The sequence below is a fragment of the Arthrobacter sp. zg-Y238 genome (genome assembly GCF_024385525.1).
Classification (GTDB): domain Bacteria; phylum Actinomycetota; class Actinomycetes; order Actinomycetales; family Micrococcaceae; genus Arthrobacter_B; species Arthrobacter_B jinronghuae.
Genome location: NZ_JANFLU010000015.1, coordinates 61,111 through 76,813 on the forward strand (window position 1 = coordinate 61,111; position 15,703 = coordinate 76,813).

The window sequence follows — 15,703 nt, forward strand, 5'->3', positions numbered from 1 at the left end:
GTGTGCCCCGTTAGCCTCTGGCGCGGGGTGGTTCAGCGTTCGGTGATTCACTATCGCCGGATGGTCGGCCGAACACGCGTACCCGAGGACCGCCATGAGCACACAGCAGACAACCCGTTCCCGTCAGGAAAGGAAGCCGACGGTTCCACTCTCGGAGCCTCCTGGTTTTCCTGCTAGGCCTGGCGATGTTGCCGCTGGGGCTGCCCGCGCAGGCCGCCCTGGATCCCGGGCCTCTTCTTGGTGCGCCTCCTGCCAGCAACTCGAACACTGACATCGTGATCACCTCGCTGGGTGCCGGGACAAGGGTGTCGGGAGGGCTGCCGCCCCAGGGGCAAACCTGGCCCATTGACGCGTATCCCGCCGGTGTTCCGGCCGGGTACCAGACGGAAAACGTCAGCTTTGCCGGCATCATCAATACCCAGGACGCCAGCGGCACCACCACTGCCGAGATGTACTGCATCGACCTGCGCACCTCCACGAGAGCGGGAATCGGCTACGAAAACGGCTCCTGGGATGAGTCCAACGTTCCCAACATCGGGTACGTCAACCGGATCCTGAACACCTACTATCCGAGTACCAACCTTCCGGCAGGCAACGTCAACAACAAGGCCGCCGCAGTGCAGGCTGCCATTTGGTTCTTCACGGACGGGTTTGTCCTCAATCGGCAGAGTTCTCTCTACTCGACCGTCGCCGGGATAGTGAACGACACCATCGCAGCCGGTCCCCTGGAGGAGCCGGACCCTCCGGCGATCGCAATTACTCCGCCCACTACCGGAGCACCCGTGACCGGAGTGGCAGGGCCGCACACGGTGACGTCGGAAGCGGACGAAATCGAAGTAACGGTGGATGAGGGATTCAGCCTCTACGCCGACGCCGACGGGACCGTTCCGTTGAACAGTCCGGTGCCCAGCGGAACGCAGATCTGGGTGCGCAGCGACACGGGCGCAACGGGACCGGCAAACCTTACGGCCCGGGCCGCGGTCACCGTACCCACAGGCAACGTCTATCTCTACGACGCGGCAACACCGGGGGTGGACAACGCGCAGAAGCTGATCCTGGCTGTCACGCGGGAACTCAGCTCCAATGCGACGGCAGCCGCAGCCTTCACCGAGGTGGGCTCCCTTACCGTCACGAAGACGATTGCCGGCCCGGCCGCCGGCAGCCAGGACGCCGTCGTAATCACTATCGACTGCGGCGCAGACAACCAGTTCACCTTCAGCATCGACGCGGAGGCCACCGGCACACTCTCCGAGACGTTCAACGACATCCCCGCGGGCTCCACCTGCACCATTGCGGAACCGACCGACGGCGACAATGACAGCGTCCAGGTCAGCACCATCCTGCCCGGCGCTGTCACCATCGTGTCCGGAACCACTGCCACGGCGGCGGTCACCGACACCTATACCTTTACGCCCGGAACGCTGGTGGTCACCAAAACCAACACCGGGGAGGCGGCCGGGGCCCAGGGCGAGGTGACGATCTCCGTGGTCTGCACCCTGGATGGCACCACCGTGGTGGACACCACGGTGACCATTCCGGAGGGAACTATTACCCCGGAGCCAGCCGAATTCCCCGACCTTGATGCCGGCACCAGCTGCACGGTGACGGAAACCGTTGACGGCTCAACTACCGCCGTGGCCGTTACCGTGACCGGTGAAGGGACCGTAACGGTCCCGGCCGCGGGCAGCGTTACTGCCGCACTGGCCAATGACTACACCTTCACCGCGGGGACACTCGCCGTCCGGAAGGACATTGCCGGGACGGGGGCCGGGAGGCAGGGCGTTGTCACGCTGCAGGTGACCTGCACCGCTGCAGGCGCGACGGTCCTGAACACGACCGTGCCCATTGCGGCCGGCACCACGGAACCAACCACCGAGGAGTTTGAGGATCTGCCTGCGGGAGCCACCTGCACGGTCACGGAGACCGCCGACGGCGCCAACACCGAGGTCAGTGTGGAAACTGTGGTTGATCCAGCGGGCGGAACTGTCACCGTCCCCGCGGGCGACGGCGTGGAGGTCACGGTGACGGATACGTACACCGTGAATCCCGGGGCCCTGATAGTTGACAAGGTGATTGCCGGCCCGGCAGCCCGGGAGCAGGGTCCCATCACGGTCGAGGTCGTCTGCACCGCCGACGGAGAAGAGGTGATCCGCCAGGACATCCCCATTGAAGCAGGCGCCGGAGGAACCGTTCCCGGCACTGTCAGCGGAATCCCGGAAGGTGCGAGCTGCGCTGTCTCTGAACCCGCAACGGGTGAAACGCCTGCAGTGGGTGTCACCGTGGAGCTGCCTGAGGATGTGACCATAGCCGCCGGGCAAACGGCGGAAGCTACCGTCACCAATACCTACGCGGTGAACCCGGGCTCCCTGACCGTCACCAAGGTCATTGCCGGTGATGCGGCAGGAAACCAGGAGTACGTGGAGGTCGATGTCCTGTGCACCCTGGACGGGGTGACGGTGTTCGAGGAGACCTCGCAGGTTCCGGCCGGCACCACCGAAGACGTGGGCGCGGTGTTCTCGAACATCCCGGCAGGTGCCTCCTGCGCCATTACGGAACCGGTGACCGGGGCCACCGCCGCCGTCACCGTCGACACTGATGTGCCCGCCGACGTCGAAATACTCGCAGGCGATACCGTCGGCACCACCGTGACGAATACCTATGCGTTTCTCCCGGGCACGCTTGCCGTCACCAAGGTCATTGCCGGTGAGGCTGCGGGGGAGCAGGGGGAGATTATCCTGCAGATCCGGTGCGGCCCGGACGGTTCGGTGCTGGATGAAACCGTGAGCATTCCCGCCGGCGCCACGGGGGACGTGACCGCTGAATTCGGCGGTCTGGCTGCGGGCAGTGAATGCACGGTGACGGAGACAGCCAGCGGGGCCACGTCTGCGGTGCAAGTGGTCTCGGCCCTTCCGGCTCCGGTCACCATCCCGGCCATGGGTACCGCCACGGCAGAGGTGTCCAACACGTTCAGCTTCGTAGCGGGTTCGGGTTCCGCGGATCGGCCGGCGCAGTACAAGCCGAGCCGGCCGTACCTGCCTGCCACCGGCTTGGAGGTATCCGCCGGTGCCTATCTGGCGCTGGGCGCAGGGCTGTGCCTGATCGGCGGCCTGGGGATCTTCCTCAGCCGGCGTCCGGACGAGGAGAACTAAGGGAACCGGATATTGGAGGCGTTTCGGCGTCCGCGGCTCCATTCGCGGACGCCGAACGCATCTTCCCAGCTTGGCCGGGGCTTCCCAGTCGGTTTGGCGGGGAAGAATAGACTGGATGCTATGGCCGGACTGATCAAGCGTGAAGACATCGATGAAGTGCGGCTGCGCACTGATATCAAGGCCGTGATCGACGGTTATGTGACCCTGAAATCGGCGGGTATCGGTTCCTTCAAGGGGCTGTGCCCTTTCCACGACGAGCGCTCGCCGTCCTTCCATGTCCGCCCGCAGGTGGGCACGTACCACTGCTTCGGCTGCGGTGAGAGCGGCGACGTCATCTCCTTCGTGCAGAAGATGGACCACGGCACCTTCTCCGAAACGGTAGAGAAACTCGCCGCTAGGCTCGGCTACGAGCTGCACTACGAAGACGGCGGCACCGGACCCCGCCGCGAAGACGTGGGCAAGCGCCAGCGCCTGCTGGATGCGCACAAGGTAGCGGCGGAGTTCTTCCGCAGCCAGCTCGGCACCCAAGGTGCCGCCGCTGCCCGGAACTTCCTGCAGGAACGCGGCTTCGACCCGGCAGCCGCGGAGCACTTCGGGGTCGGCTACGCACCGCAGGGGTGGGATTCGCTGCTCAAGCACCTTACGTCGAAGGGCTTCACCCGCGAGGAACTGGCCGAGACCGGAATGTTCTCCACCGGTTCGGATGCTTCGCGGTTCTATGACCGCTTCCGGGGCCGGCTGATCTGGCCTATCCGCGACCTCACAGGTGCGGTGATCGGTTTCGGCGCGCGCAAGCTCTACGAAGACGACCAGGGCCCCAAGTACCTCAACACCCCCGAAACGCCGCTCTACAAGAAATCCCAGGTCCTTTACGGCATCGACCTGGCCAAACGGGACATTGCCAAGACCCGGCAGCTGGTGGTCGTGGAAGGCTACACCGACGTGATGGCGTGCCATCTGGCCGGCATCACCACCGCCGTCGCCACCTGCGGCACTGCCTTCGGCACCGACCACATCAAGATTGCCCGCCGGCTGCTCTCCGATGACGGCACCGGGGGAGAGGTCATCTTCACCTTCGACGGCGACGCCGCCGGACAGAAGGCAGCACTGCGCGCCTTCGAAGAGGACCAGCGTTTCACCGCCCAGACCTACGTGGCCGTTGACCCCAACGGCATGGACCCGTGCGACATCCGCCAGACCCACGGCGACTCCGCGGTCGCCGAGCTGATCTCTTCCCGCCGCCCGCTTTTCGAGTTCGCCATCCGCTCCACGCTGCGCAAGTTCGATCTCAACACCGTGGAGGGCCGCGTTTCCGCGCTGCGCGCCGCGGCACCGGTGGTGGCGGACATTCGTGACCCGGCCATGCGTCCTGCCTATGCCCGGGAACTCGCCGGGTGGCTGGGGACCGACGTCGACGACGTCAGCCGGGCGGTCAATGCCGCAGCCAAGCGCGGAACGGCGGGGGCCGGCGGAGACAATGCCGGACAGTCGGCACCGGCCGGGCGGCGCCAGGAAGGGCAGCAGACCCGGCAGCAGTTCGGGCGCGGCGGCCAGCAGGGCGGCGGCCAACAGCAATACGGCCAGCAGCGAGGGGGCCAGCAGCAGTACGGCCGGCGCGATGAGCAGTCACCGCGGCAGTGGCAGGGCCAGCAGAGCGAGCAGCAGGAGCCGGAGCCTTCATCCGGGTTCAGCCGTCCCAACCCGAATGATCCCGCCGCCCGGATGGAACGGCAGGCGCTGGAAGTCGCCCTGCAGCAGCCGGGCATGCTCGACGCCGGACAGTGGGAACGCTTCAAGGCGGCCCGGTTCACGGTTCCGGCCTACGTGGCTGTCCATGACGCAATCCGTGCCGCCGGTGAAGCCGGAACCGCCCCCGCCTCCTGGGTGGAACGGGTCCGCGAGGAACTACCGGACCCGCTGCGGGGTTTCGTCAGCGAGCTGGCCGTGACGCCGCTGCCGGCCCGGGATGCCGATGCGCTGGCCCTGTACTGCCGGGACATTTTGAACCGGCTCTTTGAGCTGCAGGTGACGCACCTCAAGGCTGAGAAGCTGGGGCAGTTGCAGCGGCTGGACCCCAACGCCGATCCGGAACTGTTCCACCAGCTCAACCGTGAGCTCATGGAGCTGGAGATGCAGCGCCGGGCCCTGCGGGGAGACCAGTAACCGCCCGGATTCCTCCGGCAGGGTGCCGATTTCGTTTCGGCGCGGAATCTCTGTAAAGTAAAACCTGCCGCTTTCCCCCGTAGCTCAATTGGCAGAGCATTCGACTGTTAATCGAAGGGTTACTGGTTCGAGTCCAGTCGGGGGAGCAACTAAGAAGGCCCCTGATCTGCAGCTATGCGGATCAGGGGTCTTTTTTGTGCTGCCCGAGCTCACCAAGCATGGCGCCGAGCCCGGCAGCAAGGACGTGCGCCTGGGCCAGCGGCATCCACCAGCAGGTCCAGGCTGCGGGCGGCCCGCCGTGCTCCGGATCCGGCTCTCCGGCGTCCCATCGGGTAGTCGGATCCATTGGCGGGACTTCCAGCCAGAAGAAGTGCCGGGCGGCAATCTCCTGGCGCATCGGCCGCAGGTCGTACCGGGACTCGCCGAGATATCCCGCAACCCTGCCGGTTCGCCCGGTTTCTTCCTGCAACTCGCGGACTGCGGCATCGGCCGGCTCTTCACCGGGCCGGATAGTTCCCGCCGGGACCTGTACGCCCGTGACTGCCAGGGGCACTTCCTTATGGGTGAAAACCAGCAGATGGCCCTGCTGTACCGCATAGCAGACAACTTTCGGGACCTGTTTGACCATGCGCAACTGTCTCACGGCCTCCGCATCCGCAGCCCAACAGCGCGCCGGAGCGGCCTTGGTTCGGAAGCACCGGGAAATTCCTGTATAGTTGAGGACGCCGCTTTCCCCCGTAGCTCAATTGGCAGAGCATTCGACTGTTAATCGAAGGGTTACTGGTTCGAGTCCAGTCGGGGGAGCCAGCAAAGGGTCTGCAACACGGGTTTTCCCGTGTCGCAGGCCCTTTTTCGTGGGATCTTCAGTGATCTTCCCGCGGTTTGTCGGAATACCTGCACTTTGTCCGGTTTCCTCCGGTGCGCGGCGCAGGAAACCCGACAAAACGCAGGGATCCGGACAAAGCGCAGGGAAGCACGCTGGCCGGACCTCGCCCGGCGCCACCCCGCCGTCCCAGCCGCAGCGGCGGCCGCTTCCGGGTAGCTGACTCCCGCCGGGACAGGGCCGGTACCCTGTGAGGTGAGCGACATCAGGTGAGTTCCCCTTCCACGGTTCCGGTTCCCCGACGCGACTCTCGGCCCGGTACTGGCACTGAAATTCAAGGGCCAGGGCTTGGAATCCGAATGAACCGTTGAGGGCCCATCTGCCTTTGGAGGCGTACTCCGGCTACCGTGCATGAACAAGCATGCTTAGTGTTATGCGTAGGCTTAAGTGTTTTGACACCAGTCACGTGTACGCAGCTAGTTGAGTAGAAAACGAGGAACGGTCGATGGGCGCGACGCAGCCAGGACCTAACAAGGACGGATCCGAACGGGTGGCCCACCCCGGCAAGGTGATTGGTGTCACCGTTGCCGCAGCGGTGGGCGGATTGCTCTTCGGGTTCGATACCGCAGTGATCAACGGTGCGGTGGATGCCATCGGTGAGGAATTCACTCTCAGCCCGGGCGTCCTGGGCTTTACCGTTGCCATTACGCTGCTCGGCTGTGCTGCCGGTGCATGGTTTGCCGGCCAGCTGGCGGACAAGCTGGGCCGCAAATTGGTTATGGTCGGTGCCGCCGTGCTGTTTGCGGCCAACTCCGTGGGTTCGGCACTGGCCTTCTCCGAGTGGGACCTCATGCTCTGGCGGCTGGTCGGCGGCCTGGCCATCGGTACCGCGTCCGTCATCGCCCCCGGTTACATTGCCGAAGTGGCACCCGCAAAATGGCGCGGTGCGCTGGGCTCAGTCCAGCAGCTGGCAATCACGATCGGCATCTTTGCCGCCCTGCTCTCCGATGCCTTCCTGGCGAACACCGCAGGCAGCGCGCTCGGCGAACTGTGGTGGGGCCTGCCGGCCTGGCGCTGGATGCTGCTGGTCGGCGTCGTCCCCGCCATTGTCTACGGTGTCCTCGCACTGACCATTCCGGAATCCCCGCAGTACCTGGTCCGGAAGAACCGTGACGCGGAAGCCGCCAAGGTGCTCACCACCATCTCCGGCGTGACGGATACGGACCGCAAGATCGCCGACATCCGCGACAGCTTCAAGAGCCCGCAGCCGACGTTCCGGGACCTGCGCGGTCCCAAGTTCGGGCTCCAGCCCATCCTGTGGGTCGGTATGGCCATTGCCGCATTCCAGCAACTGGTCGGCATCAATGCGATCTTCTACTACTCCACCACTCTGTGGCGGTCCGTGGGCTTCAGCGAAAGCGATTCCTTTACGACGTCGGTGATCACCTCGATCGTGAACGTCGTGATGACGCTGGTTGCCATCGCCTTCGTGGACCGCATCGGCCGGCGCAAGCTGCTGATGATCGGTTCCGCCGGTATGTTCGTGGGCCTGCTGGCAGCAACGGTTTCGTTCTTCCAGGCCGTGGACGTAGACGGCGAAGTCTCCCTGCCCGGCATCTGGGGTCCGGTGGCCCTGGTAGGCGCGAACCTCTTCGTCGTCTTCTTTGCGGCGACCTGGGGGCCGGTCATGTGGGTGACGCTGGGCGAGGTCTTCCCGAACAACATCCGCTCCCTGGCCCTGGGCCTGGGCGCCATGGTCAACTGGATCTTCAATTTCATTGTTACCCTTGCCTTCCCGTGGGTCAGCGATAACTTCGGGGTCTGGATCATGTACGCCATCTTTACCGCATTCGCGGTGCTGTCCTTCTGGTTCGTGAAGACCAAACTTCCCGAGCTGTCCGGCCGCGAGCTCGAGGACCGCGAGGGCCTCGAAACGTCCTGACGCGCAAGTGGTGCAGATGGGCAAACTGATAACACTGAGGAGAATGGTAATTTGGGGTTATGGCAACGGTGAATACTGAACAGGGGACGGAGGCTGGGCGCATGAACCGCTCCGCTAGCACTCGGACACAGCGAACGGCGGGAAGCTCGTCGCTGGTTGGGCTGGCGAAGGTCATGGCCCGCCTGACGCCGCGTCAGCTGAATGACGAGTTCGCCCTCGCCACAGCCGAAATGAAGCAAAAGGGCATCAAGGCCGGCATTGCTGCCGCGTTTATGGTGGTGGCGCTGCTTATGGTCGCCGCGCTGGCCATTTCGCTGCTCGTAGCCGGCATCCTGGCACTGTCGCTGGTTCTGCCGGGCTGGCTGGCAGCCCTGCTGGTCGCCGCCTTGTTCCTGGTGATCGCAGGCATTGCCGGATTCATCGGCTACAGCCGCTTCAAGAAGACCCTGCCGCTGCTTCCGGAGGAAGCCATCCGCGGCATCCGCTACGACGTCGGCGTGCTGAAGGAAGGCCGCAGCTTCGATCCGGCCACGCTGGACAAGCCCAAGGAACCGAAGGAAAAGAAGGACAAGAAGGCCGAGAAGGATGACAAGCCTGAAGGTCCGAAGCCGCCCACTCCGGAGGAACTGCGCACCCGTGCGCGGCAGCGCCGCGAGCACCTCGCTGCCGTCCGTGACGGGCTCGGCGAGAAGGTGGACGTCAAGGCCCGCATCCAGGAGCTCAAGTCCCGCCGTGCCGCTGCAGCCCGCGGCAAGGAAGACAGCACCGCCGGTCCTTCCACGGCCGACGACGTGCTGGCCATGATCAAGGAACGCTGGCAGCCGCTTTCGGTAATGGCCGCCTCCCTGCTGGCACTGCTGCTCATGTCCCGTCGGCTCGCGCGAAAGTAAGCTGTACTCGTACATCTTTGACGAGGGGAACGGACCGTGATCAGATTTATCGGTGCCGGAACGCGTCCCGATACGGAAATAACCGTATTGGAACGGTTCTGGACTTTACCGAATCTGGTCACGGTCCTTCGCTTTCTCGGCATCCCCCTGTTTGTGCTGTTTATCAGCCAGGACCGGTATGGGAGCGCGTTCCTCACCTTGGTGGCAGTGGGCTGCACCGACTGGGTCGACGGCTATCTTGCCCGCCGGCTGAACCAGGTCTCCGCTACCGGCCAGTGGCTGGATCCGGTAGCGGACAGGCTGGCACTGATCATTGTGGCCGCCACCTTTGTGGTGGACGGCATCGCTCCGGCCTGGCTGATCCTCAGCATCGCCATCCCCGACGCCGTCCTGATCGCCAATTCGCTCCTGCTGTTCCGGGGAAACCCCGACCTGCCGGTGAGCATCGTCGGCAAAATCCGCACCGCGTTGCTGCTGCTGGGTGCGCCCCTGCTGCTGCTGGACCGGGTGGAGGGATTTGACCAGCACTGGCTCGAGGTTTCCGGTTCCGCCGTGCTGGCACTGGGCTGCATCGGCCACGTCGTGGCAGCCGCCGGATACCTTGTCGCAGCGTGGCGCAAATACCTGCACCAGCGCGGGCCGGTCCCGGCCGGAACCGGAACCGGCCATGCACCCTAGGACGGAATCCGTTCCCGCGGACCGCACGGCAGCTTCTGGACCAGGCCGATGGTAGGTATCGCCGTAGCCTGCGCCCTGGCCAGCGCCTTCTTCCTTGCCTTCGGCGCCCAGCGCCAAGGCAGTGCAGTCAAGGCGGACACGGGCGGACTGGGGCTGAACTCGTCCCAGATCAGCCGTCTGCTGCGCAACCCGCGCTGGCTACTCGGTCTTTTACTGCTGGGGACCGGCATGGCCCTGAACGTGGCCGCACTGTCGATGGCGCCGCTGACGGTGGTGCAGCCGATCGGTTCCATCGCGCTGGTCATCACGACCGTAGTGAATTCACGGGACCAGGGCCTGCACATGAACCGCATTACGGTTGCAGCGATTACCGCGTGTGTGGCCGGCAGCATGCTCTTCGTGTCGCTGGCCATCATGGTCACCCGGTCGGAGCAGGTGGTGGAGCCGCGTCAGGAAGTGACAATTGTCCTCATCCTCGCCGTCGTCGTGCTCTTCTTCGGTTGCCTGAACGTGTTCTTCGGCAAGCGGCTCCGGGCTATTGTGCACATCCTCGGCGCCGGCATCCTGTTCGGCTTCGTTGCGGTCCTGACCAAGGTTATTGCCGGGGACCTGCTGAACCCGAACGGCCGGTTCCTGCTGAACGTGCCCTGGTACACCATCGTGGCGATTGCCGCCGCCGGTGCACTCGGTTCCTGGTTCGTGCAGAACGCCTATTCGAGCGGCCCGCCGGACCTGGTGATTGCGGGGCTGACGGTAATCGACCCCATGGTGGGAATCGCCATCGGTATTGGAGTCCTGCACGAATTGCGGCCGGATGTTCCGGCCGTGGCCGCGGTGGCCATGTCCGTGGCGGCCTTGATTGCTATTGTTGGGGTCGTTGCCCTTTCGAGGTATCACCCTGACGTTATCCAGCGTCGGAACGAAGAGCGGAGGCGGCAAAAGCCGGCCTCAAAGAATCCGAAAGCAGGACCTACAACGTGACCGACGCCCCGGTAGACAAACCGCTGACTGTCCTCATCGCTTGTGACACGTATCCTCCCCACCTGAACGGCGCCGCGCAGTTCGGCTACCGGCTGGCCCGCGGGATGCATGGGCGTGGGCACAACGTCCACGTACTGGCTCCCAACGATGTCAACGGCGGCAGCCGCAGCGACCTTGAGGGGGAGTGGCCGGTCCACCGGCTCCGTTCCCACGGGGTCCCCACCCACGAATACTGGCGGATCTGCCTGCCCTGGGAGATTAAGAAGGAAATCGCACTGCTGTTCGATCGGGTGCAGCCCGACGTCGTGCACATCCAGTGCCACTACATGGTGGGGGAGTACACGCTCTACGAGGCCCGTAAGCGCGGTATCCGCGTCATTGCGACCAACCACTTCATGCCGGCGAACCTTGATCCGTTCCTGCCTTTCCCCAAGTGGTTGAAGCGGATCGTCGCGACCAACTCCTGGAAGGACATGGGCAAGGTGATGGGCCAGGCGCAGGTGGTCACCACGCCGACGCCGCTGGCCGCCGAGGCGATGTACCGCCACGCCTTCCTGCATGACGTGATGCCGCTGTCCAATGGCATCGACGCGTCGGTTTACGAGTTGCATGACGGCGAGCAGATTCCCCCGCACGAAGCGCCCACCGTTCTTTTCGTCGGCCGGTTGGCCGAAGAGAAGCACGTGGACGTGCTGATCGATGCCGTAGCGAAGACTCCGGCCCACCTCGGGGTGCGGGCGGAGATCATCGGCGGCGGCGAGGTCCGGACCGCGCTGGAAGCCCAGGTCCAGCGGCTGGGACTGCAGGACCGGGTGGTCTTCCGCGGGTTGGTCTCCGACGAAGAACTGCGGGAGGCGTACCTCAAGGCCGACCTGTTCTGCATGCCGGGTACCGCGGAGCTGCAGTCGCTGGTGACGCTGGAAGCGATGTCGGCGTCGAAGCCTGTGCTGCTGGCAGATGCGATGGCGTTGCCGCACCTCGTGGACAAGGGACGCAACGGCTACCTGTTTACGCCGGGGGACAGCTCAGAGTTGGCCGGGCGCATCACGGAGATCCTGGAACTGCCCGCCGACGAGCGGGAGAAAATGGGCCGGACCAGCCGCGAGATGGTGGACCGGCACAGCCTGGAAGCCACGCTGTCCACCTTTGAAGATCTCTACCGCGGGGATCAGGGGAAACGCGTCAACGCGGGCTGATTGGTTGTCCAGTCCCCGGACCCACTAGGATGGCATCGTTGCCTCTTGGCACCCGGGGGCTGTAGCTCAGCTGGTCAGAGCAGCGGACTCATAATCCGTGGGTCGTGGGTTCAAGCCCCACCAGCCCTACCCTGTGATGAGTCGAGACATCGTTCCGTCGCGACATGAGTAACACCCCGGTCTTCGGACCGGGGTGTTTTCTTTTGCCTGGCAATACCGGCGGAGCGCTTTAGCCGCCGGCTGGGCATTGGTTGTACAGCTAACGGGGCTTCGGGGGCCGCATAAGCCCGTTAGCTGTACGTCGAAGCGCATGCGGCACCCGAAAAGCCCGTTATCTGTACTACGAGTGGGCTCAAGCCGCAGCACGCCGTCGGAGACAATTTTCCGCAGACGTTGTGATCGTTGTTACTGGTGGGTAACATGGGCTCAGCCGGTTCCCGGATGGGCACCAGCGGATCACCGATGATCAGCAGCTAAGGACATTTTTCCATGGGAATTATCGACGTCGACAACCTTCCGTACCCGGACGGCGACTTCTACGCATTCGAGGACCTGCTCACCGACAAGGAGCGCGACCGCCTGCACGAGATCCGTGCCTGGCTTGCCGCCGAGGTCAAGCCGCATGCCGCTGATTGGTGGAACGCCGGGGAATTCCCGCACCACATGATCCCCAAGATTGCCGAACTGGACGTTATGAGCCCGGTTTACCGACAGGGCTACTCCAACCTTTTCGCCGGCCTCTGCCATGCAGAGATGACGCGCGCAGACACGTCCTTCGCCACCTTCATGGGTGTCCACGACGGTCTCTTCACCGGATCCATCGAGGCCCTGGCCTCCGAGGAGCAGAAGGCAGCCTGGCTGCCGGACATCTACGCCATGAAGAAGATCGGCGCCTTCGGCCTGACGGAACCGCTGGGCGGATCCGACGTTGCCGGCGGCACCCGCACTACCGCCCGCCGCGAGGGGGACAACTGGATCCTCAACGGTGAAAAGCGCTGGATCGGCAACGCGACCTTCTCCGACTGGGTGGTTATCTACGCCCGCGACCTCGAGGACAACCAGGTCAAGGGTTTCCTGGTCGACACCAAGACCCCCGGCTACACGGCGACGAAGATTGAAAACAAGATCGCCCTGCGCACGGTCCAGAACGCTGACATTGTCCTCGACAACGTAGTGGTGAGCGACGACTTCCACCTCAAGGGCGCAAACAGCTTCCGCGACACCAACAAGGTCCTGAAGGTCACCCGCCTGGCCGTGGCCTGGCAGGCTGTGGGCCAGCAGATGGCTGCGTTCGACGTCGCCCGCAAGTACGCGGTCGAGCGCAAGCAGTTCGGCAAGCCGCTGGCATCCTTCCAGCTGGTGCAGGAACAGCTGGTGAAGATCCTGGGCAACACCGTCGCTTCGCTGGGCATGATGGTCCGACTGGCGCAGCTCGAAGACCTCGGCCAGGCCAAGGACGAACAGTCCGCCCTCGCCAAGGCCTTCACCACGGCCCGTATGCGCGAGTCCGTTGCTCTGGGCCGCAGCATCCTGGGCGGAAACGGCATTGTCACCGACTACGGCATGGCCAAGATCTTCGCTGACGCGGAGGCCATCTACTCGTACGAAGGCACGTACGAGATCAATACCCTGGTCACCGGACGGGCGATCACCGGCGTGGCTGCATTCGTGTAGCCAGGCAAGGAGTCAACGTCCGCTAGACCAGCAAAGAACCCCGGCCGGATCCTGCAAAGGGTCCGGCCGGGACGTTTAACCGGGACGTTTACCCGTGGACGTGCACCCGGGGCGTTTACCCGTGCCGACGGCGGTGCTCGACGGCGGAGGATGCCATGCGGGTCAGTGCCGGGACATCGGCGGTATCGGAAGGCGCCTGGCCTGACATCTGCTCAACAGATCGCCCCAGCGGAAGGAGTACCGAGGGCCGCCGGTCGGACACATAAGCGAGCGGATCCATGTACTCCCCGTTCAGGCGGACACCCCAATGCATGCATTCCGGACCGCAATGTGATCCCGCCCGGACGGACCCCACCGCCGTTCCCTTGGACACGACGGTGCCCACCGGCACGGAAGCCTCGGCCGGTTCGAAACTGCTCTTCAAGCCACCCCCGTGGTCAATAGTCAGGACCGGCCGGTCCACCACCCGCCGGGCAAAAATGACGCGCCCGTCCGCAGGAGCGAGGACGGCGGAGCCCTCGGCGGCGGCGACGTCGATACCGCGGTGCCCCGCCAGCCATGGCTGAGCCGGCGGATCGAAGGGCCGGAGGAGGACAGGCATCGGATCCAGTGGCCAGGTCCAGGGCGGGGAGTAGGCAGTGGCAGTGGCAGCAGACTGCGGGCCGACTGCCGCAGCCCCGGGGACAAAGACGGCCAATACCGCTGCGAGCAGCAGGGCATGTGTTCGCTTCATGGAGCAACAGTGCATCCACGCAGGCTTCCGTCGTGGATTCCCCGGAGCGCCCTGTGGGATTGCGGGGACCGGAAGCCGGGTGGGGAGGAAAGGACGACGCCGGATGGCAGGGGTCCGGCGCTGTAGTACACTTGACGGAGCAGCTTGCTGTGCCATGGGACCTGCCCGGACGTTTTAGTTCAGGACCGGTCCCGGGTTTCTCCGGCCGGATTCAGTCCACCGGTTTCAGCCCACAGGCACGGAAGCTGACTACGCGTATCCCAATTATCCCCGTCACCGGGGGTGCGTCTCCAACGGTCCGGCAAACGCCGGCAGGGGAAGCACGCCGCAGCTCCTACGGGGCAGCGGCTGATGGATACCAGGAGCTTCGCCCGCCCGGGCGTACAGCTAAAACCGTCAATAGGCAGTAGGACCAGTGCGCCGTGCGCACGGCTGCTGCCGGAAGGAGTGACGACATGCCCGTCGTTACAATGCGCCAGCTGCTCGACAGCGGCGTTCACTTTGGTCACCAGACCCGCCGTTGGAACCCGAAGATGAAGCGTTTCATCTTCACCGAGCGCAACGGCATCTACATCATTGACCTGCAGCAGTCGCTGTCCTACATCGACCGTGCGTTCGAGTTCGTCAAGGCCACTGTGGCCCACGGCGGAACCGTCCTGTTCGTTGGTACCAAGAAGCAGGCACAGGAAGCTATCGCAGAGCAGGCCACCCGTGTTGGCCAGCCCTACGTCAACCAGCGCTGGCTCGGTGGCATGCTCACCAACTTCCAGACTGTCGCCAAGCGGATCCAGCGCATGAAGGAACTCGAAGAGATCAACTTCGAGGACGTCGCCGCTTCCGGTCACACCAAGAAGGAGCTTCTGCTCCTTCGTCGTGAACTGACGAAGCTGGAAACCAACCTCGGCGGTATCCGCAACCTGACCAAGGCTCCGTCCCTGCTCTGGATTGTTGACACGCAGAAGGAACACCTCGCCATTGACGAGGCCAAGAAGCTGAACATCCCCGTTGTTGCCATCCTCGACAGCAACTGCGATCCGGACGACGTCGACTTCCCGATCCCGGGCAACGACGACGCCATCCGCTCCGTGAACCTGCTGACCCGCGTCATTGCCGACGCCGTGGCCGAGGGCCTGATCGTCCGCCACAACAAGTCCGGCAACACGGAAGCCCCGGCCGAGCCGCTGGCCGAGTGGGAGCGCGAGCTGCTCGAAGGTGCTGCTGAGACCCCGGCCGCTGACGCCGCTGCTGAAGCTCCCGCTGCCGAAGCTGCTCCGGCCGCCGAAGCTCCCGCCGCTGACGTTGACGCCATCGTCGACGCCCCGGCAGCTGAAGTAACCGAGAAGTAAAGAACGTATTTCCTTAGTCCGGGGGAATTCATCCCCTGGACATGGGTTGTGGTGGGGGGGGGGGGGGGGGGGGGCCCCCGCCCCCGCACAGACCCCCCCACACAAAAAAAGGGTTGGGCGGGGTGGCC

At 64.5% G+C, this 15,703-nt stretch carries 11 protein-coding genes and 3 tRNA genes; 12 read left to right on the forward strand and 2 right to left on the reverse strand.

The window, feature by feature from the left end; translation table 11 throughout:
* Positions 1–275: 275 nt before the first annotated feature.
* The 3 genes from NNX38_RS16050 (at position 276) to NNX38_RS16060 (ending at position 5,458) form a co-directional block, all read left to right on the forward strand.
* Positions 276–3,149, forward strand: a complete 2,874-nt coding sequence (locus NNX38_RS16050) for a thioester domain-containing protein (RefSeq protein WP_255798942.1) — start codon at positions 276–278, stop codon at positions 3,147–3,149.
* A 120-nt stretch (positions 3,150–3,269) separates the two neighbouring features.
* Complete coding sequence (gene dnaG / locus NNX38_RS16055) at positions 3,270–5,312, forward strand: DNA primase (protein ID WP_255798943.1); 2,043 nt, start codon at positions 3,270–3,272, stop codon at positions 5,310–5,312.
* 73 nt (positions 5,313–5,385) lie between these two features.
* Positions 5,386–5,458: transfer RNA gene (locus tag NNX38_RS16060), tRNA-Asn, on the forward strand.
* A gap of 35 nt (positions 5,459–5,493) precedes the next feature.
* Here NNX38_RS16060 and NNX38_RS16065 read toward each other — a convergent pair.
* On the reverse strand, positions 5,494–5,940 hold the full coding sequence (locus NNX38_RS16065; RefSeq protein WP_255798944.1) for an NUDIX domain-containing protein: 447 nt from the start codon (positions 5,938–5,940) through the stop codon (positions 5,494–5,496).
* Positions 5,941–6,043: 103 nt separating this feature from the next.
* Here NNX38_RS16065 and NNX38_RS16070 point away from each other — a divergent pair.
* From NNX38_RS16070 to NNX38_RS16105, 8 genes are all read left to right on the forward strand, one after another.
* Positions 6,044–6,119, forward strand: a tRNA-Asn gene (locus NNX38_RS16070).
* A 521-nt stretch (positions 6,120–6,640) separates the two neighbouring features.
* A complete protein-coding gene (locus NNX38_RS16075) occupies positions 6,641–8,077 on the forward strand; it encodes a sugar porter family MFS transporter (protein WP_255798945.1) in 1,437 nt (478 codons plus the stop codon).
* A 101-nt stretch (positions 8,078–8,178) separates the two neighbouring features.
* Positions 8,179–8,967, forward strand: coding sequence for a phage holin family protein (locus tag NNX38_RS16080; RefSeq protein WP_255798946.1), 789 nt, complete (start codon positions 8,179–8,181; stop codon positions 8,965–8,967).
* A 36-nt stretch (positions 8,968–9,003) separates the two neighbouring features.
* On the forward strand, positions 9,004–9,645 hold the full coding sequence (locus NNX38_RS16085; RefSeq protein ID WP_255798947.1) for a CDP-alcohol phosphatidyltransferase family protein: 642 nt from the start codon (positions 9,004–9,006) through the stop codon (positions 9,643–9,645).
* Positions 9,646–9,693: 48 nt separating this feature from the next.
* Positions 9,694–10,626, forward strand: coding sequence for a DMT family transporter (locus NNX38_RS16090; protein ID WP_255798948.1), 933 nt, complete (start codon positions 9,694–9,696; stop codon positions 10,624–10,626).
* Positions 10,623–11,822 carry a glycosyltransferase gene (locus tag NNX38_RS16095; RefSeq protein WP_255798949.1) on the forward strand — a complete coding sequence of 400 codons (1,200 nt, stop codon included), beginning with the start codon at positions 10,623–10,625 and terminating at the stop codon, positions 11,820–11,822. The genes NNX38_RS16090 and NNX38_RS16095 overlap by 4 nt, the downstream gene beginning before the upstream one ends.
* A 55-nt stretch (positions 11,823–11,877) precedes the next feature.
* Positions 11,878–11,951 (forward strand) — tRNA-Ile (locus tag NNX38_RS16100).
* 360 nt (positions 11,952–12,311) lie between these two features.
* Positions 12,312–13,496, forward strand: a complete 1,185-nt coding sequence (locus NNX38_RS16105; RefSeq protein WP_229953206.1) for an acyl-CoA dehydrogenase family protein — start codon at positions 12,312–12,314, stop codon at positions 13,494–13,496.
* Positions 13,497–13,611: 115 nt separating this feature from the next.
* On the opposite strand, the gene NNX38_RS16110 is transcribed toward NNX38_RS16105, so the two are convergent.
* Positions 13,612–14,229: a M23 family metallopeptidase gene (locus tag NNX38_RS16110; protein WP_255798950.1), complete on the reverse strand. Its 618-nt coding sequence runs from the start codon at positions 14,227–14,229 to the stop codon at positions 13,612–13,614.
* Positions 14,230–14,684: 455 nt separating this feature from the next.
* On the opposite strand from NNX38_RS16110, the gene rpsB reads away from it, so the two are divergent.
* On the forward strand, positions 14,685–15,575 hold the full coding sequence (gene rpsB / locus NNX38_RS16115; protein ID WP_229953204.1) for a 30S ribosomal protein S2: 891 nt from the start codon (positions 14,685–14,687) through the stop codon (positions 15,573–15,575).
* Positions 15,576–15,703 lie beyond the last annotated feature (128 nt).